Source organism: Halochromatium sp. (assembly GCF_046541315.1).
Taxonomy (GTDB): Bacteria; Pseudomonadota; Gammaproteobacteria; order Chromatiales; family Chromatiaceae; genus Lamprobacter.
Genome location: NZ_JBKHDN010000044.1, coordinates 1 through 16,081 on the forward strand (window position 1 = coordinate 1; position 16,081 = coordinate 16,081).

Below are 16,081 nucleotides of genomic sequence, written 5' to 3' on the forward strand. Positions count from 1 at the left end.
CGGCGGAGGCGGTCTTGTCCGCACTCGCATCCTTGCCGGCATCAGCCTCGCTCGCCTCGCTCGATTCGCTCGCCTTACTCGCTTCGCTCGATTCGCTCGTCTTGCTCGATTCGCTCGTTTCGCTCGATGCCGTTTGCTTGCTCGCCTTGGCGGCGGATGGAGCGCTTGGCGCCGGCTTGGACTCGGACTGCGGCTTCTCCTGCATCAACGCCTGGGCATAGGCATCGGCCTCCTGCTTGCTGACATCGGGTTTGGTCGCCGCTGCGGTCTCCTCGGCCGGTTTGCTCGCCGATGGCGCAGCCTCCTTGGCCCCGGGCGCGGAAGCCGACGTTGGCGCCGACTGGGTCGGCGTCGCTGGCTGCTGGGACGGCTGCTGGGCGGATTGAGAGGCCGGTGCCGACTCACTGAGCTGGGGTGCCGCAGCCTCCGGCGCCGGGGGCTCATCGCCGCTCTTGGCGAAGGGATTGAAAGGTTCCCCAGGTTGGCGCTCCAGCGAACCCAGGTAGAGGAATCCGAACAACAGTACAAGGCTCCAGAGCACCAGCTTCGGCAAGAAGCCCATGCGCTGCTTCGGCTGCTCCACGTTGTCCGCCGCGCTCTGCTCTTCCGCGCCCTGTTCCGGGGTGTTCTCCTGGTCGTCGGCCATGATCGTTTCTCCGCGAGTCGTTGGTTGGTGGGGGTGGGTTGGGGTCAATTCCCCGGGCGCCGTTCGACAAGCACCGCCAGCAGGCGCCCGATCTCATCCGCGCAGCGTTCGATCTGTGCGTGAATCGCTGCCATGGTAATCGCGTCATTGCTGAGGCCGGCGCCCCAGTTGACGACAAACGCAAGCGTGGCATAGCGCAGCGCGCGTTCGCGCCCCAGCGCCGCCTCCGGCATTGCCGTCATGCCGACGAGATCGCAGCCATCCCGGGCCATGCGGCGGATCTCGGCGGCTGTCTCCAGGCGTGGCCCCTGGGTGACGCCATAGGTTCCACCAGCGCGCAGCGCGATGCCAGCCTCCGCTGCTGCCGCGAGCAGTGCTTGCCGCAAGGATTCATCGTAGGGATGGGTGAAATCCACATGCTCCACGCCATCGGTCTCGTCATCGAAGAAGCTATGCAGCCGCCCATGGGTGTAGTCGATGAGCTGATCGGGGACACAGAGCACGCCGGGCGCGCAGCTTGGATGGATGCCGCCGACGGCGCCGAGGGCGATGATGGAGGAGCACCCGACATCGGCCAGGGCCTGGATATTCGCCCGGTAGTTGATCCGATGCGGGGGGAGCCGGTGTTCGGGCCCATGGCGGGCCAGGAACCAGAGCGGCTGACCGTTGAGAAGACCTCGCACCAAGGGTGCCGAGGTCGTGCCGTAGCGCGTTTCGACCGGCTTGCGCTCCAAGACCTCGAGGCCTGGGAACGCGCTGAAACCGGAACCGCCGATGATCGCCAACGCAGACATGCATGTCACTCCTGAACCACAGGCGTGACATTGTACTGGACCCGGGCGCTGCTTGAATACTGAGATGAGCGCCGCCCGGGCGGCGCTCTGCCCCCGGACGCGCCCCCCGACGCGCCCCCCCACGTGCCCTCAGACGCGCTGCTCGGGTTGCTCTCGCGGCTCGACGAAGATGCCGATCTCGAGGAGTTTCGGAAACAGCACCTGCTCCTCGCGGTCGATCCGGTACGAGAGCATGTCGAAGATCTCGTGCGTCTCCTCCAGGAACGCATCGGTAAAGTTGAAATCGCAGTTCTTCAGCCAGCGCTTGTAATACTCATCGAAGGACCGCCGCAACGGCTTTTCCCCACTGATGAAGCCCCAGGCGATCGATTTCACCCGCGGGTCTTCATGAATCAGCAGATTCGGATAGAGTTGCTTGTCTTCCTCCGCGAGATGCAGCTTGACCTTCTTCGCGAGGTCGCACAGCAACTGATAGGCGGTCTTGGCATTGGGCCTGATTTTGAGTTGCTCGGGCGCCATGAGCGACCTGAGGTCGTCGATCATCTGGCGCAGTTCGGCATGACTAACGCGGTAGCCCTCGAGTGTCTGCATCATCATCCTCCAAATAACTGAGTAGGAACGCCTAGCCTTGGCTCGCCGATGTCTTGGCGCATCGTTGGCGCGAGCACGACGATCGACCCCATGAGGTCGCGCGTCCCGGCAGAGCGTCGAACATGACCTGACTCTGCTTCCCTTTGGTTTAACCCATCACCAGCGGATTGTCAAAAAGTCATTCATTATATTAGCTTTTTAGACTATTCGACGAGATCGGCGCGGGCCGCGCTCAGATGTCCGCCGGAGCGGCTGCGAGGATGCGATCGGCGTTGCGGAAATAGCTCTTGTAGTCGAGCCCATAGCCCATCACATAGCGGTCCGGCACCCGCAATCCGACGATATCCGGGCGATAGTCGCATGAGCGCTCGCGCTCCTTCTCGACCAGCACCGCGCTGACCACCGAGGCCGCGCCGTCCTCGTGGCAGGCCTTGACGATGGCCTCCATCGTCAGGCCTTCATCAAAGATGTCGTCGATCACCAGGACATGCTCGCCGCGCACCGCCGCCGAGGGCCGGTGGCGCCATTCGAGTGCGCTACCGCGAGTCTCGCCGCGATAGCGCGTGGCATGCACATAATCGAGCCGCAAGGCGAAATCGAGACGGGGCAATAACAGCCCGGTCGCGACGATGCCCCCGGTCATCACGCAGAGCACGACCGGGTCCAGGGCGCCGAGCCGAGCGCGGATCGCGGCGCGCATTCGCTCCAGCGCCGCCTCGACCTCGGTGCCCGGCACCAGGCACTCCGCGCGCGCGGCGATCGCCTGATAGCGTTCCTGATTCATCTTGTTCATTGCTCTTCTCCTGGACGCGGCCGGATCGCCAGCGCCATCTGATGATTCGAGACGACTGCCGCCCCGTTTGTGGCCCCTCAGTCGAGATCCCGCACGCGCGCGATCGCCTGTAACGCGGCTTGCCGGCGCTCGTGACGCTGCAGATCGATCCGCGAGCGGCCGCGCAGCTGCTCCAGGCGGGCCGCTGACTCCGGCAGGCGCCAGTCCGCCACCGCCTCAACCACCGCCACCGCGGCCTGGCGATCGTTGCAGACCAGCACCATGTCACAACCGGCCTGCAGGCAGGCAAGCGCGCGGGCAGCGGGTGAACCGCCGACGCCAGCGGCGGCCATGTCGAGATCGTCGCTGACGATGGCGCCGTCGAAGCGCAAGCGCCCGCGCAGCAGCTCACGCAGCCAAAAGGTCGAGAAACCCGCCGGCTCGGGGGCGATAGCCGAATAGCGCACATGCGCGGGCATCACCGCTTCCAGCCCCCGCGCGATCAGGCGACGGAACGGCAACAGATCGACAGGCTCGAGCGCACCGAGCGGACGCGGATCCTCGGGCAATTCCAGGTGCGAATCCGCGACCACGCCGCCATGGCCGGGAAAGTGCTTGCCGCAACCGGCCATGCCGGCGGCATGCACCCCCTCTAGCCAGGCGGTCGCCAGCGCCGCTACCGCCTCCGGCGTGGTCGCAAAGGCGCGGTCACCGATGACGCGGCTCACCCCTTGCTCGACATCGAGCACGGGCGCGAAACTGAAATCGATGCCCAGCTGACGCAGCTCAACCGCCATCAGCCAACCGACGGCCCGAGCGGCATCCACGGCCGCGCGCGCATCCTGGGCGTAGAGCGTGCCGAAGCGCGCCGCCGCCGGCAACCGCGTGAGGCCCTCGCGGAAGCGCTGGACGCGCCCGCCTTCCTGATCGACCGCGATCAACAGGCGGCGTTCATCGAGCGCGCGAATGGCCTGGGTCAACGCGCTGAGCTGAGCCGGCGCGACGAAATTGCGCTGGAACAGGATGACGCCGCCAACCGCCGGATGGCGCAAGAGTTCGCGCTCCTCGGCGCTGAGTTCGCTCCCCTCCAGATCCAGCATCACCGGCCCGAGCGGCCGCTGACGGGGACGTTGATCGGCTTGCGCGCTCAGCATGCCGCTGTTGGCCATCTCGGCAACCCCCTGTCCTGATCGGCGATTCTTCTAGCCCGGGCCGGTGCCATTGTCGGCTCCATCAGGTGGTCTCTCGGCGGCGGATCAGCCGATCAGCACCGGGCAACCGACCGGGACCCGCGCGCAGAGCCGGATCACATCGGCATTTCGCATCCGAATACAGCCATGCGAGCGCGCGACCCCCATCGGCTCGCTCTCCGGGCAGCCGTGGATATAGATATAGCGGCGCAGTGTATCCACCGCGCCGCCCCGGTTACGGCCGGGCTCGCAACCGCTGAGCCACAGGATGCGGCTCAGGATCCAATCGCGCTGCGGTGCGGCGGCGGCCAGCGCGCGCGAATAGATCTCCCCGGTCCAGCGGCGCGCGCGAAACACGGCGCCGCTGGGGCAGCCCTCGCCCACCTTGAGACGAATACGGTGCAGGCCGCGTGGCGTGCCGCCGCTGCCGTTCAGCTCGCCTGGGCCCTGCGCCGCCGTCGATACGGACATCGCCTCCCACAGGGCGTCCCCGCGATAGAGCGAGAGCCGTTGCCGCTCCAGATCGACCTGGAGGCGCAGGGGGGCAGGCGACTCAGGCGGCAAAGCCGAGCCCTCGCCAGGCCGTCTTGGACTAGACCCTCGGCCCATTGGCAAGCTGCCCAGCACGCGAATCAGGAACCGCGTTTGATCGTCGGGCGGCGCGGACAGTCCTCGCCCTGGAGACAGTCGCCATAGATGACCAGCGCGTGATCGACGATCTTGAACCCATTCTGTTCGGCGATGACCCGCTGTCGCTCCTCGATCACCGGATCGAAAAACTCGACCACGGCACCGCATTTGACGCAGACGAGGTGGTCATGATGCCCGCCCCGATTCAGCTCGAACACCGATTGCCCGCCCTCGAAATGATGACGGATGACCAAACCGGCGCCCTCGAATTGGGTCAACACCCGGTAGACGGTGGCCAGGCCGATCTCCTCGTCGGCGGCCAAGAGTTCCTTGTAGACCTCCTCGGCGCTCAGGTGCCGTTGCTCGCTGGTCTCGAGGATGTGCAGGATCTTCAATCGCGGCACCGTGACCTTGAGCCCGGCCTGCTTGATCTGGTGCTGATTTTCCATGGGTTGCTTAGTCATAGCTCCACGCCGCACACGGCGCCTGTGCGAGAAAATGATGCCGTTCGCTCATGTGCGTTACCATCAGTGTATGTTCCATCCCGTCTTTATAGCAGATCGATGCGAAGGCTTGTCATTCCTAGCTTGACCCTGATCCTTGCGGCCGCGTTAGCGAGCAGCGGCTGCGCGCGCGACAAAAAACCCGATGCGCCCCCCAGCGGCGCGATGCTGTCGAATCTGCCCTTCGTCTACAAGATGACGGTGCAACAAGGCAATATCATCACCGAGCGCATGGTCAACCAGATCCAGCTCGGCATGAATCGCGAGCAGGTGCGGTTCGTCCTCGGTACGCCCTTGCTCACCGATCTGTTCCACAGCGACCGCTGGGATTACCTCTACACCATCCGTCGCGGTCACGCGCCGATGGAAACCAAGCGGCTCACGCTCTGGTTCGAGGACGACCGGCTGGTGAGCATCGACGGCTTCGCGCGGCCCAATCCAGACGAGGCACTCACCGCGTTCGAGGAGGAAACCCTGATCGTCGAGGTGCCGGACTGGCAAGACGATCGCGGTCTCTTCAGCCGCGCGTTGAATGCCGTCGGCGTCGAGACCACCGACTGAACCCTCAGGCGCCCGCGGCCTTGGTGTCGGCCGCCCGCTGCTTGCGCGCCTGTTTCGGGTCGGCGATCAACGGCGGGTAGATCTCGACCCGATCGCCGCTCGCCAGCACCTGCTCGGGCTTGGCGACCTTGCCGAAGATCCCGACCTTATTGACCGCGAGATCGATCTCCGGGAAGCGCGCCAGGATGCCGGAACGCTCGATCGCATCCGCCAGGGTCATCCCCGGCTGGCCCTTGACCGGGATCAGTGCCTGCGCCTGCGCGCGCGCGTAGGCGACTTCGACATCAATGCTTTTCTCAGTCTCCATAGACCTCATCCGCTCGTTTGCAAAAGGCGTCCACCAACGAGTTGGCGATCTGCCCGAAGACGCCCCCGAAGGCCCTGTCGATGAGACGCCCGGAAAACTCGAAATCCAGTTCCAATTCGACCTTACAGGCATCCTCGCGCAGCGCGGTGAAGGTCCAGACGCCGCTGAGTTTTCGGAACGGACCCTCTTTCAGCCTCAGGTGCATCCGCTCCGGGGGCTCGAGTTTGTTGCAGGTCGCGAACATCTGTCGCACCCCAAGACGGGCGACCTCGATGCGGCCGCACAACTCATCGTCGTTGCGCGACAACAAGGTCGCCGAGTGACACCAGGGCAGAAACTGCGGATATCCCTCCACGTCCGCCACCAGGTCGAACATCTGCTGCGTCGAATGACGCACCAGGGCGCTTTTCTTTACCTGCGGCACGTCAAATCAGTCCGATCGCATTCAAAAACACAAGGATGACACAGAGCGGCGCGACCCAGCGGATCAGCCCGCGCCAGAGAGGATAGAACCAGGCGCCATTGCTGGCGCCAAGCTCAGTGCGGGACACTTCCTCATCGAGGATCCAGCCGGCGAAGACCGCAATCAGGATACCGCCCAGCGGCAGCAGCACATTCGCGGTCAGATAATCGAACAGGTCCAAAATCCCCATCTCGAACAGCGTGAAACCGGACCATTCGTTCAGCGACAGCAGACAGGCGATGCCGAGCAGCCACACCGCCACTCCCGCCAGCAGCGACGCGCGCACGCGACTGAAGCCCTTGTTTTCGACGAGATAGGCGACCACCGGCTCGAGCAACGAGATCGCCGAGGTCCAGGCCGCGAACGCCAGCAACAGGAAGAACAGCACACCGAACAAGGCGCCGAACGGCATCTGCCCGAAGGCCACGGGCAGGGTCAAGAAGATCAGACTGGGGCCTTCGCTCGGCTCGAGGCCGTTGGCGAAGACGATCGGGAAGATCGCCAGTCCCGCCAACAGCGCCACCAGGGTATCTATGCCGGCGATGATCGCCACATTCGTGCCGATCGAGGCCTGACTGCTGAGATAGGAGCCATAGATCATGATCGCGCCCATGCCTAAGCTCAGGCTGAAGAACGCCTGCCCCATTGCGTTCAGGAGCGCGTCCCCGGCATGGGCACTGAGCGCGTCGAAATCGGGCGTGAACAGGTACCCAAGCCCGGCCCCGAAATCTCCCGCCTGAGCGGCATAGATCACCATGATGACCAGCAACACGAACAATGCCGGCATCAAGACGCGCGCGGCAAGCTCCAAACCGCTGGCGACACCGCGCGCGACGATCATCACCACCAGCGCCATGAAGATGCTATGCCAGGCCAGGAGCCGCTCGGGGTCCGCCGTCAGCGCGCTGAAGATGGCCTCAGAACCCGGCCCATCGATGCCCGCGAACTGACCGCTGCCGGCGCGAAAGACGTAGGCCAGCGTCCAGCCCGCGATCACGCTATAGAAGGACAGGATCAGGAGCCCGGCCAGGATGCCCATCCAGCCGAGCAATTGCCAGGCCGGATGCGCGCCCTGCCGAACCGCCAGCGCGCGCATGGTGTTGATCGGACTCTGGCGGCCACGCCGGCCGAGCATGACCTCGGCGATCATGATCGGAACGCCGATCGCGGCCACGCAGAGCAGATAGAGGAGGACGAAGGCGCCACCGCCGGACTCCCCCGCCGTGTACGGAAAGCGCCAGATATTGCCGAGACCGACCGCGGAGCCGGTCGCCGCAAAGATGAAAGCGAGGCGCGATGACCACATGCCATGCATCGAAGTCGTCGACATCAGTTTAACCCCCCAGTTCGTCGCGCACCAAGGCCGCGAGCTGCTCAGCGAGAATCTGCACCCGATCGGGATCGGCGCCTTCGACCATCACCCGCACCAGCGGCTCGGTCCCGGAGAGACGCAGCAGAATGCGCCCCTGCGCGCCGAGCTGCGCCTCGGCCTCACGCACCGCCTGCTGGACGCGCGGCCGTGCCATCACGTCGGCGCGCTGCTCGAGGCGCACATTGATCAACACCTGCGGATAGGACTCGACCGGGCGCACCGCCTCGGCGAGCCTGACATCGTCATCGATCAACGCCTGCAACACCTGCAACGCGGCGATGATGCCATCGCCGGTGGTGGTGCGATCACGGCAGATGATATGCCCCGAGGGCTCGCCACCGAGCATGCCGCCGTCCTGCTTGAGCCGTTCCATGATGTAGCGATCGCCCACCTGGGTGCGCACGAAGTCGATCCCCAAGCGCTGCAGCGCGAGTTCGAATCCGAGATTGCTCATCAGGGTGCCGACCACCGCGCCGCGCAGCGCGTCATTCCTCAGGCGCGCTTTCGCGATGATATAAATCAGCGCATCGCCATCGACGAGCTGCCCATTGGCATCGACCATCATCAAGCGATCGCCATCGCCGTCGAAGGCGATGCCAAGCTCGGCGCCCTCGGCGACCACCGCCTCGGCGAGAGCGCCCGGCTTGGTCGAACCGACGTCGCGGTTGATGTTGAAGCCATCGGGACGCGCGCCGATGGTCACGACCTCGGCGCCGAGTTCCTCGAACACATAGGGCGCCACGTTATAGGTCGCGCCGTGCGCGCAATCGAGCACCAGCTTGAGCCCCTTGAGCGAGGTCGCGGGCGGGATACTGCTCTTGCAGAACTCGATATAGCGCCCGGCGGCATCCTCGACCCGCCGCACCTTGCCGAGGTCGGCCGAGGGCACGGTGCGCAGCGGTTGATCGATCGCCGCCTCGATCTCAAGCTCGGCCGCATCCGGCAGCTTGTCGCCATCGCCCGAGAAGAACTTGATGCCGTTGTCGTCATAGGGGTTGTGCGAGGCGGTGATGACGATACCGGCGGCGGCGCGAAAGGTGCGCGTCAGATAGGCCACGCCAGGCGTCGGCATCGGCCCCAGCAAACGGATATCGACCCCTGCGGCGACCAGGCCCGCTTCGAGCGCGGACTCGAACATATAGCCCGAGATGCGGGTGTCCTTGCCGATCAGGACCGTGCGGCCATCGCCGCGACCGAGCACCCGGCCCACCGCCCAGCCGAGCTTGACGACGAAGTCCGGGCTGACACTCGGATCGCCGACGCGCCCGCGAATCCCATCAGTGCCGAAATACTTGCGTTTCAACGCTTCACCTTTCTCCGATCGAGCGACCATTGCCGCTCAAGACGCGGCGCTAACCGCCGCGAACACGCGCACGGCATCATACGTCGCCGAGACATCATGGGTGCGGATGATTGCGGCACCGCGCGCCAGCGCCAGCACCGCAGCGGCCACCCCCGCCGACTCCCGTTCGTGCACGGCGCGTCCGGTCAGCGCGCCGAGCATGGATTTACGCGACAGGCCCACCAGCAGCGGCAGCCCAAGCGCCGCGATCCGCTCCAGGCCCGCCAGCAAGGTCAGATTATGCGCGAGCTGTTTGCCGAAACCAAAGCCCGGATCGAGCACCAGCCGATGCCGCGCAATCCCGGCCTGCTCGCAAGCATGCACGCGCGCGCGCAGGAAGTCGATGATCTCGGCCATCACATCATCGTAACGCGGTTCGCGCTGCATGGTACGCGGTCGCCCTTGCATGTGCATCAAACACACCGGCAAACCGGTCTCGGCCGCCGCGCGCAGGGCATCAGGCGCTTGCAGGGCGCGCACATCATTGATCATCCCGGCACCGGCGTGCGCGGCAGCGCGCATCACCGCAGGCTTGGAGGTATCGATCGAGATCGGCACGTCGATGCGCCGGGCGAGCGCCTCGATCACCGGCACCACGCGCGCGATCTCCTCGGCTGCCGCCACCGGCGCGGCGCCGGGCCGCGTCGATTCGCCGCCGACGTCGATGATCGCCGCGCCCTCGGCGACCATCCGCTCGGCATGCGCGAGCGCGCGCGCGACGGACACGAAATCACCCCCGTCCGAGAACGAATCGGGGGTGACGTTGAGGATGCCCATGACGCAGGGAACGGTCAGATCCAAGGACCGCTCCCCACAGTGCAGAACCGTCATGCGCGTCGCCTGAGAACGCCAAGACCGCGCTTGACGAGGCCGCGCATCAGTGCTCGCCGGCAGGCCCGCCGATCTTGCCCGAGACCGGCCGGCCATCGGTCGACGGGGTGACCGGCGCATCGGCGCCGCCACCAGGACGCTTCGGCTCGTCATTGCCCCAATCCTTCGGCGGCCGGGGCGTGCGCCCCTCCATGATGTCATTGATCTGCTCGGCATCGATGGTCTCGTACTTCATCAAGGCCTCGGCCATCGCGTGCAGCTGATCCATGTGCTCGGTGAGGATGGTCTTGGCGCGCTCGTAGTTGCGATCGATGAAGCTGCGCACCTCCTTGTCGATCAGGTGCGTGGTCTCGTCCGACACCGACTTGTGCTGGGTCACCGAATGACCCAGGAACACCTCTTGCTCGTCCTCGCTGTAGGTCAAGGGCCCGAGCTTGTCGGAGAGGCCCCACTTGGTGACCATGTTATGCGCAATATCGGTCGCGCGCTGGATGTCGTTCGAGGCGCCGGTGGTGACCATCTCCGGACCAAAGATCAGCTCCTCGGCCAGACGTCCGCCGAACAGACTGGAGATCTGACTCTCCAGGCGCTGCTTGCTGTAGCTGAAGCGATCGTCCTCGGGCAGGAACAGGGTCACGCCCAATGCCCGCCCGCGCGGAATGATGCTGACCTTGTGCACCGGATCGTGCTGCGGCACCAGGCGGCCGACGATCGCATGCCCGGACTCGTGATAGGCGGTCAGCTTCTTCTCGTCCTCGGACATCACCATCGAGCGGCGCTCGGCGCCCATCATGATCTTGTCCTTGGCCTTCTCGAGGTCTTCCATATCGACCAAGCGCTTGTTGGCGCGCGCGGCGAACAGGGCCGCCTCATTGACCAGGTTGGCCAGATCGGCACCGGAGAAGCCCGGCGTGCCGCGGGCGATCAACGATGGCGTGACGTCCTCGGCGGTCGGGATCTTGCGCATGTGGACCTTGAGCACCTGCTCGCGCCCGCGCACGTCGGGCAGCGGCACCACCACCTGGCGGTCGAAACGCCCCGGGCGCAGCAGCGCCGGATCGAGCACGTCGGGGCGGTTGGTGGCGGCGATCACGATCACGCCCTCGTTGCCCTCGAAGCCATCCATCTCGACCAGCAACTGGTTCAGGGTCTGCTCGCGTTCGTCGTGTCCGCCACCCAGGCCGGCCCCACGATGACGACCGACGGCGTCGATCTCGTCGATGAAGATGATGCAGGGCGCGTGCTTCTTCGCCTGCTCGAACATATCGCGCACGCGCGAGGCGCCGACGCCGACGAACATCTCGACGAAATCGGAGCCGGAGATGGTGAAGAACGGCACCTTGGCCTCGCCGGCGATGGCGCGGGCGAGCAGCGTCTTGCCGGTGCCGGGCGGACCGACCATCAGCACGCCCTTGGGGATCTTGCCGCCGAGCTTCTGGAACTTGGACGGGTCCTTCAGGAAGTCGACCACCTCGACCACCTCGTCCTTGGCCTCGTCGGCGCCGGCCATGTCGGCGAAGGTCACCTTGACCTGATCCTCGCTCAGCATGCGCGCCTTGCTCTTGCCGAAGGACATGGCGCCACGGCCACCACCGCCGCCCTGCATCTGGCGCATGAAGAAGATCCACAGGCCGATCAGGATGAACAACGGGAACCAGTTGATCAGGATCTGCATCAGCACCGAGGGCTTCTCGGGCGGAGCGGCCTTGATCTCGACATCGTTGTTGAGCAGATCGCCCACCAGCCCGTCATCGTCGGGGTTGTAGGTGGTGAAGCGTTGACCGTTCTGGTTGACGCCATCGATCGTGCGCCCCTGTACCGTCACCTCCTTCACCTGGCCCTGCTGGACCTGGTTGATGAAATCGGAATAGGCCAGGGTCTGCGAACTCGGCTGCGTGGCCGTGAAATTGTTGAACACGGACATCAGCACGATCGCGATGACCACCCAAAGGATCAAATTTTTCGCCATGTCGCTCACGGCATCGGCCTCTTGAAGAACGGCGGTGCTCGAGCCGGCTGGCTCGGGGGAACCGCGAAAATGGAATGTCGTTAAGCTCGACGTTACCGGACTTGACGCCCTTTCGCCACCAGATAAACCTCGCGGCTCGCGGAGCGGGAGGCCGCTGGCTTGCGAATCTGGACCTGTTCGTAGTCTTGACGCAAGGCCTTGAGCGTTTGATCGAAGCCTTCGCCCTGGAAGGCCTTGACGACCAGCGTGCTCGCGGGTTTCGCAAACCGCGCCGCGAAATCGATGGCCAGCTCCACCAGGTACATCATGCGGGGCTGGTCCACCGCCGGCATTCCCGACACATTTGGGGCCATATCGGAAAGCACAAGATCGATCCCCGCATCGCCGATCGACGCACTCAGCCGCGCGAGATCCTCGGCCTCGCGGAAATCGCCGCGCACGACCTCGACTCCGGCGATCGGCTCCATCTCCAGCAGATCGATGGCAACCACCCGCCCTTTCGGCCCGTTGCGCTTGGCCACAACCTGCGACCAGCCGCCCGGCGCGGCGCCCAGATCGACCACGCACTGACCCGGCCGCAGGAAGCGATCGCGCCGATCGAGTTCGATCAGCTTGTACGCCGCGCGCGAGCGATAGCCCTCGCGCTGCGCCTGCTGCACATAGGGGTCCTTGAGATGGCGCTGCATCCAACGCCGATCGCCTTTGCGCGCCGCCATCAAGCGCGCCTGCGGTCAGACATCGAGGACGCGCATCCCCGGCTGTTCACAGATCGTCCACCCAGGCGAAATCGAACAGTTCCAGCAAGATGCCGGTGACACTGCCGGCGGCCAGGCCAGCCGCGACGGCAAACGGCAAGTCCGTGGAGGTCCGCTCGATCACCTGCAGGAACAGCCCCGAGCGATCATAGCCGGACAGGGTGCTGGCAAAGGCCCAGACGCTGCCGCCGACGATGATCGCCACCAGGCCGATGACCACCCCCTCGGCGAGCGGACACCAGCGTCGCGGCAAACCGCCGGCGGCGTTCACCACCGAGCGCACGGAAGCGACATAGATCACCCCGTTGACCGAGACCAGAAAGGCGACGGCAACCAACGGCGACACGCCGAGACCCGCCAAGGCCAGTGCCGAGAGCAGCGCCCCGGAGACAGCGCCAGCCAGGCCTCCCACCAACGCCTTCGCCGGCACATTGGCGGTACAGCGGCTGGGAAACTCGACCAGCAGGCCGGTCGCCAGACCGAGCCCGCCACAGAGTAGCGCGGCCTGCCAGAACTCGGCCTGGTCGTGGAACGGGATGAGCACGAACAGCGTCGCCAGCGCGCCGATCAGGCTCGCGGCCAAGGCCACCTGGCGCGCGCTGTAGTAAGCGGCCCCGATCGCGCCCGCACCCGCGCCGGCGACGGCAAGCGCGAAGGCACCGAGGGCGGGGGCCAAGAGCGCCTCGAGCACCAGGAACAAGGGCGCGTAGATCGCGCCGATGAGTGCCCAGAGCAGCGTCCGAATCAACAGTTGCCGGCTCACCGGCAGCAGCGCGAGACTCATGACTCAGAATCCAACCCAGCGGAACAACGGGAAACCATCGAAGTGCGCGCGGGCGCAACACCGATCAACCAGGACGAGATTAGGGGTTCGATGCAAGTGGATCAACGAGGGCGACACTGCGGCGCTTGCTGTCGCGGCCCGGGCAAGAGCCGGTTGGGCGGCGCGTGATCGGATTGAACTCGATCAGATCGATCGGGCGAGACGACCACGCGCCAGAGTCGACCGTGGTCGCGGAAAAACGAGTGCTAGCAGCGGGGCGAGAACGCCCCGCAGGACGGCGAGATGCCGCGAATGGAGACGCGACGATCCTAGGCCTTCAGCGTCCAGGATGCACACCAGCCGTTCTCATGCACGGCCTTGCCGGGGAACAGGCTGCACGGACGCCATTCGCCTGAGTCGGCGAGCACGAACTGACAGTTGTGGCAGAACTGCTCTTCCGGCGGCTTACCGGGACGCGCCGCAGCCTCGCGATCCGCTTCGGTCGCATCCTCGGAGTACTTGAGCGCTTTCGCGGTCGGATCGGTCGCCGGATCGACGTGTGGCAGATCCTCGGCCTGGGCGGCGGCGATGCCAACCAGGTTGATCAGCGGCACCGAGGCAAGACCACCAAGCATCATCTTGACGGCGTCGCGACGGCTCTTGTTCATTGGCTTATCGGACATTCTGACGTCTCCTTCAGAGCGTGGACTGAGGTTACTCAAACGGCCCGGTGTCACCACGCTAGGCCGGACCGCCCACCATTTTGCATCAATGGCGTTAAAAACGCGAGTGCAGCCTTAGCAGCCCCCATCGCACCGATTCTTGCAGGCGCCTAGATGTCGAGCGGAATGGCTTCCGCCGGGCGTGCTGCGGCCGCACCGCTGTTTCCAACGCCTCTAGACACTGGATGCGCAGGGAGGTTCCCGATGGTCCACCGCCGCGGGGCGCCCGTTCCCGCTACAGATAACTGCCGGCACCCAGGAAGCGTTCGCGCCAATAGGGGTTATCGAGGTCCGCCAGGCGAACACGTCGTTTCGAGGTCGAGGCATGCACGAAGCGCTGCCGATCCACCATGAGCCCGACGTGATACTGGCTCGGAGCGGTGCGGAAGAACACCAGATCGCCGGGCTGCGGCGGCCCCTGCAACGGCCGGGCCGCCGCCTGCTGCTGCGTCGAGACGCGCGGGATACGCATGCCGACGGCCTGATGGGCGACCAAGGTCAAGCCACTGCAATCGAGCGCCCGATGCGGTGTCTCCCCGCCATAGGCATAGGGCGTCCCGATCTGCGCAAGGGCGGCGGTCACCAGATCGGCGCGCTTTGGCTCGAGCCCGGTGAGATCGAAGCGTTCGCCCGCCACCTCGACATCGCGCGTCGGCGCCGTCTTCGTGCAGCCCAGCAAGGCGCAACCCAAGGCGCAACCCAGCGAGGTCAGGAGCAGACCCCGCAACGGCTTTGAGATGAACCGCTTGCGCGGCCGGCGCGGATGCCGCGCGCGGCAAACCCGATCGGTTGTTGACATCTTACTCGATGAACACCCTGCAACCCCATGACAGGCTTCAGTTTAGAGCCATAGCAACCCCTGTCAAGCAGGATCAGGGCTTGTCCCGAGTGCTCGCTGCTCGCCTGCATCGACGCGCGCCAGCCGCCTCACCACTGCGTGAACGGATGCCGCGCCAGGTTGGCGTTGTAATAGCGCGGATCATCGCTGACCTCGGCGCCCAGCCAGCTTGGACGCTCGAAGGGCTCGTCCTCGCCGCTCAGCTCCAATTCGGCCACCACCAGACCGGCATTGTCGCCGGCAAACACATCCAGCTCCCAGGTATGCGGACCAAGGCGCACCGGATAGCGGGTCTTCTCGATGATGCCGGTCGCCGCCAACTCGTCGAGCATGGCCTTGGCATCCACGGCCGGGATCGGATACTCGAATTCGCGGCGACGGATGCCGCGCGTCGCGCCCTTGATCGTCAGCACGCCCCGCTCGCCGGCGAGCCGCGCGCGTACCGTCACCGCCGGCGTCGCGGCCAGATAGCCCTGCATCAGGCGCACGCCGGGCGCTGCCTGCTGGCGCCAGCTGTCGTCGCGGACGAGGAATTTACGCTCGATCTCGGTGGCCATCGTCGTTGCCTCATGCTCATCGGTCGCGTTCGAACAGCGCCATCGCCTCCAGGTGCGCGGTGTGCGGAAACATGTCCATCGCCCCCGCCGCTTCGAGCCGGAAGCCGAGTTCGCCGACCAGCTTGGCCGCATCGCGCGCCAAGGTCGCCGGATAGCAGGACACGTACAGGATGCGCGTCACGCCAGAAGCGACCAGATCGTCGAGCACCTCGAACGCCCCGCTGCGCGGCGGGTCGAGCAACGCCTTATCGAAGGGTCGCTCAAGCCAGGGCGCCGCGCTCAAGGGCGACGAGGCCGAAGACCGACCGGCGGGCGCATCCCTTGGCGCGCCCGCCGCTGCGCCCGCCCGCGCGCGCCCCTGAGACGTGCACCCCTGAGACGTGCACCCCTGAGATGTGCCCCCCTGAGATGCGCCCCGTAGAGACGCGCCCCCTTGAGCATAGAGATCGGCGCCGTAAAAGCGCGCATTCCCGAT

Annotated in this window: 20 protein-coding genes and 1 pseudogene; 1 reads left to right on the plus strand and 20 read right to left on the minus strand. The window is 65.6% G+C overall.

Annotated features, from left to right (window positions below; all coding sequences use genetic code 11):
• The 7 genes and pseudogenes from ACLFQI_RS04900 to fur form a co-directional block, all read right to left on the minus strand.
• Positions 1-646, minus strand: a pseudogene (locus ACLFQI_RS04900) (hypothetical protein); the annotation flags it as partial.
• Between the two features lie 44 nt (positions 647-690).
• The gene (locus tag ACLFQI_RS04905) at positions 691-1,440 is read right to left on the minus strand and encodes an S-methyl-5'-thioinosine phosphorylase (protein WP_410757758.1); all 750 of its coding nucleotides are present in this window, start codon (positions 1,438-1,440) and stop codon (positions 691-693) included.
• Positions 1,441-1,569: 129 nt separating this feature from the next.
• Positions 1,570-2,031: a hemerythrin domain-containing protein gene (locus tag ACLFQI_RS04910; protein ID WP_410757759.1), complete on the minus strand. Its 462-nt coding sequence runs from the start codon at positions 2,029-2,031 to the stop codon at positions 1,570-1,572.
• 232 nt (positions 2,032-2,263) lie between these two features.
• Complete coding sequence (locus ACLFQI_RS04915; protein ID WP_410757760.1) at positions 2,264-2,824, minus strand: hypoxanthine-guanine phosphoribosyltransferase; 561 nt, start codon at positions 2,822-2,824, stop codon at positions 2,264-2,266.
• Positions 2,825-2,901: 77 nt separating this feature from the next.
• Positions 2,902-3,972, minus strand: coding sequence for a beta-N-acetylhexosaminidase (gene nagZ, locus ACLFQI_RS04920; protein WP_410757761.1), 1,071 nt, complete (start codon positions 3,970-3,972; stop codon positions 2,902-2,904).
• Positions 3,973-4,059: 87 nt separating this feature from the next.
• Entirely contained in the window at positions 4,060-4,557 is a 498-nt protein-coding gene (locus ACLFQI_RS04925) for a L,D-transpeptidase family protein (RefSeq protein ID WP_410757762.1), read from the minus strand.
• Positions 4,558-4,625: 68 nt separating this feature from the next.
• A complete protein-coding gene (gene fur / locus ACLFQI_RS04930) occupies positions 4,626-5,072 on the minus strand; it encodes a ferric iron uptake transcriptional regulator (protein WP_410757775.1) in 447 nt (148 codons plus the stop codon).
• A 138-nt stretch (positions 5,073-5,210) separates the two neighbouring features.
• On the opposite strand from fur, the gene ACLFQI_RS04935 reads away from it, so the two are divergent.
• The gene (locus ACLFQI_RS04935; protein WP_410757763.1) at positions 5,211-5,687 is read left to right on the plus strand and encodes an outer membrane protein assembly factor BamE; all 477 of its coding nucleotides are present in this window, start codon (positions 5,211-5,213) and stop codon (positions 5,685-5,687) included.
• A 4-nt stretch (positions 5,688-5,691) separates the two neighbouring features.
• Here the strand turns inward: ACLFQI_RS04935 and ACLFQI_RS04940 are convergent, their stop codons facing one another.
• The 13 genes from ACLFQI_RS04940 to ACLFQI_RS05000 all read right to left on the minus strand — a co-directional run bounded on the left by ACLFQI_RS04940 (position 5,692) and on the right by ACLFQI_RS05000 (position 16,074).
• Positions 5,692-5,994: an RnfH family protein gene (locus ACLFQI_RS04940; protein ID WP_410757764.1), complete on the minus strand. Its 303-nt coding sequence runs from the start codon at positions 5,992-5,994 to the stop codon at positions 5,692-5,694.
• Positions 5,984-6,418, minus strand: a complete 435-nt coding sequence (locus tag ACLFQI_RS04945; protein ID WP_410757765.1) for a type II toxin-antitoxin system RatA family toxin — start codon at positions 6,416-6,418, stop codon at positions 5,984-5,986. Before ACLFQI_RS04945 ends, ACLFQI_RS04940 begins: the two co-directional genes overlap by 11 nt.
• A 1-nt stretch (position 6,419) precedes the next feature.
• Positions 6,420-7,790 (minus strand): sodium-dependent transporter, encoded by a 1,371-nt coding sequence (locus ACLFQI_RS04950; RefSeq protein WP_410757776.1) that lies wholly within the window; start codon positions 7,788-7,790, stop codon positions 6,420-6,422.
• A gap of 1 nt (position 7,791) precedes the next feature.
• On the minus strand, positions 7,792-9,132 hold the full coding sequence (gene glmM / locus ACLFQI_RS04955) for a phosphoglucosamine mutase (protein ID WP_410757766.1): 1,341 nt from the start codon (positions 9,130-9,132) through the stop codon (positions 7,792-7,794).
• Positions 9,133-9,168: 36 nt separating this feature from the next.
• The gene (folP, locus tag ACLFQI_RS04960) at positions 9,169-10,002 is read right to left on the minus strand and encodes a dihydropteroate synthase (protein WP_410757767.1); all 834 of its coding nucleotides are present in this window, start codon (positions 10,000-10,002) and stop codon (positions 9,169-9,171) included.
• Between the two features lie 46 nt (positions 10,003-10,048).
• A complete protein-coding gene (gene ftsH, locus ACLFQI_RS04965) occupies positions 10,049-11,971 on the minus strand; it encodes an ATP-dependent zinc metalloprotease FtsH (RefSeq protein ID WP_410757768.1) in 1,923 nt (640 codons plus the stop codon).
• 92 nt (positions 11,972-12,063) lie between these two features.
• A complete protein-coding gene (gene rlmE, locus ACLFQI_RS04970; RefSeq protein WP_410757769.1) occupies positions 12,064-12,687 on the minus strand; it encodes a 23S rRNA (uridine(2552)-2'-O)-methyltransferase RlmE in 624 nt (207 codons plus the stop codon).
• 46 nt (positions 12,688-12,733) lie between these two features.
• Positions 12,734-13,510: a hypothetical protein gene (locus ACLFQI_RS04975; protein ID WP_410757770.1), complete on the minus strand. Its 777-nt coding sequence runs from the start codon at positions 13,508-13,510 to the stop codon at positions 12,734-12,736.
• Positions 13,511-13,818: 308 nt separating this feature from the next.
• Entirely contained in the window at positions 13,819-14,172 is a 354-nt protein-coding gene (locus tag ACLFQI_RS04980) for a high-potential iron-sulfur protein (protein WP_410757771.1), read from the minus strand.
• 274 nt (positions 14,173-14,446) lie between these two features.
• Positions 14,447-15,010 (minus strand): C40 family peptidase, encoded by a 564-nt coding sequence (locus ACLFQI_RS04985; protein WP_410757772.1) that lies wholly within the window; start codon positions 15,008-15,010, stop codon positions 14,447-14,449.
• A 128-nt stretch (positions 15,011-15,138) separates the two neighbouring features.
• Positions 15,139-15,606, minus strand: a complete 468-nt coding sequence (locus ACLFQI_RS04990; protein WP_410757773.1) for a CYTH domain-containing protein — start codon at positions 15,604-15,606, stop codon at positions 15,139-15,141.
• A 16-nt stretch (positions 15,607-15,622) separates the two neighbouring features.
• Positions 15,623-15,889: a hypothetical protein gene (locus tag ACLFQI_RS04995; RefSeq protein WP_410757774.1), complete on the minus strand. Its 267-nt coding sequence runs from the start codon at positions 15,887-15,889 to the stop codon at positions 15,623-15,625.
• Positions 15,886-16,074 (minus strand): pentapeptide repeat-containing protein, encoded by a 189-nt coding sequence (locus ACLFQI_RS05000; protein ID WP_410757777.1) that lies wholly within the window; start codon positions 16,072-16,074, stop codon positions 15,886-15,888. The genes ACLFQI_RS04995 and ACLFQI_RS05000 overlap by 4 nt, the downstream gene beginning before the upstream one ends.
• Positions 16,075-16,081: the final 7 nt, after the last annotated feature.

Bases quoted from the DNA above. Each gene is read 5' to 3' on its own strand.
- rlmE (WP_410757769.1), bottom strand. From the start codon at position 12,687: ATGGCGGCGCGCAAAGGCGATCGGCGTTGGATGCAGCGCCATCTCAAG.
- folP (WP_410757767.1), bottom strand. From the start codon at position 10,002: ATGACGGTTCTGCACTGTGGGGAGCGGTCCTTGGATCTGACCGTTCCC.
- ACLFQI_RS04975 (WP_410757770.1), bottom strand. From the start codon at position 13,510: ATGAGTCTCGCGCTGCTGCCGGTGAGCCGGCAACTGTTGATTCGGACG.
- ACLFQI_RS04905 (WP_410757758.1), bottom strand. From the start codon at position 1,440: ATGTCTGCGTTGGCGATCATCGGCGGTTCCGGTTTCAGCGCGTTCCCA.
- ACLFQI_RS05000 (WP_410757777.1), bottom strand. From the start codon at position 16,074: ATGCGCGCTTTTACGGCGCCGATCTCTATGCTCAAGGGGGCGCGTCTC.
- ftsH (WP_410757768.1), bottom strand. From the start codon at position 11,971: ATGGCGAAAAATTTGATCCTTTGGGTGGTCATCGCGATCGTGCTGATG.
- ACLFQI_RS04910 (WP_410757759.1), bottom strand. From the start codon at position 2,031: ATGCAGACACTCGAGGGCTACCGCGTTAGTCATGCCGAACTGCGCCAG.
- ACLFQI_RS04990 (WP_410757773.1), bottom strand. From the start codon at position 15,606: ATGGCCACCGAGATCGAGCGTAAATTCCTCGTCCGCGACGACAGCTGG.
- ACLFQI_RS04980 (WP_410757771.1), bottom strand. From the start codon at position 14,172: ATGTCCGATAAGCCAATGAACAAGAGCCGTCGCGACGCCGTCAAGATG.
- fur (WP_410757775.1), bottom strand. From the start codon at position 5,072: ATGGAAAATCAGCACCAGATCAAGCAGGCCGGGCTCAAGGTCACGGTG.
- ACLFQI_RS04915 (WP_410757760.1), bottom strand. From the start codon at position 2,824: ATGAACAAGATGAATCAGGAACGCTATCAGGCGATCGCCGCGCGCGCG.
- nagZ (WP_410757761.1), bottom strand. From the start codon at position 3,972: ATGGCCAACAGCGGCATGCTGAGCGCGCAAGCCGATCAACGTCCCCGT.
- ACLFQI_RS04985 (WP_410757772.1), bottom strand. From the start codon at position 15,010: ATGTCAACAACCGATCGGGTTTGCCGCGCGCGGCATCCGCGCCGGCCG.
- ACLFQI_RS04940 (WP_410757764.1), bottom strand. From the start codon at position 5,994: ATGGAGACTGAGAAAAGCATTGATGTCGAAGTCGCCTACGCGCGCGCG.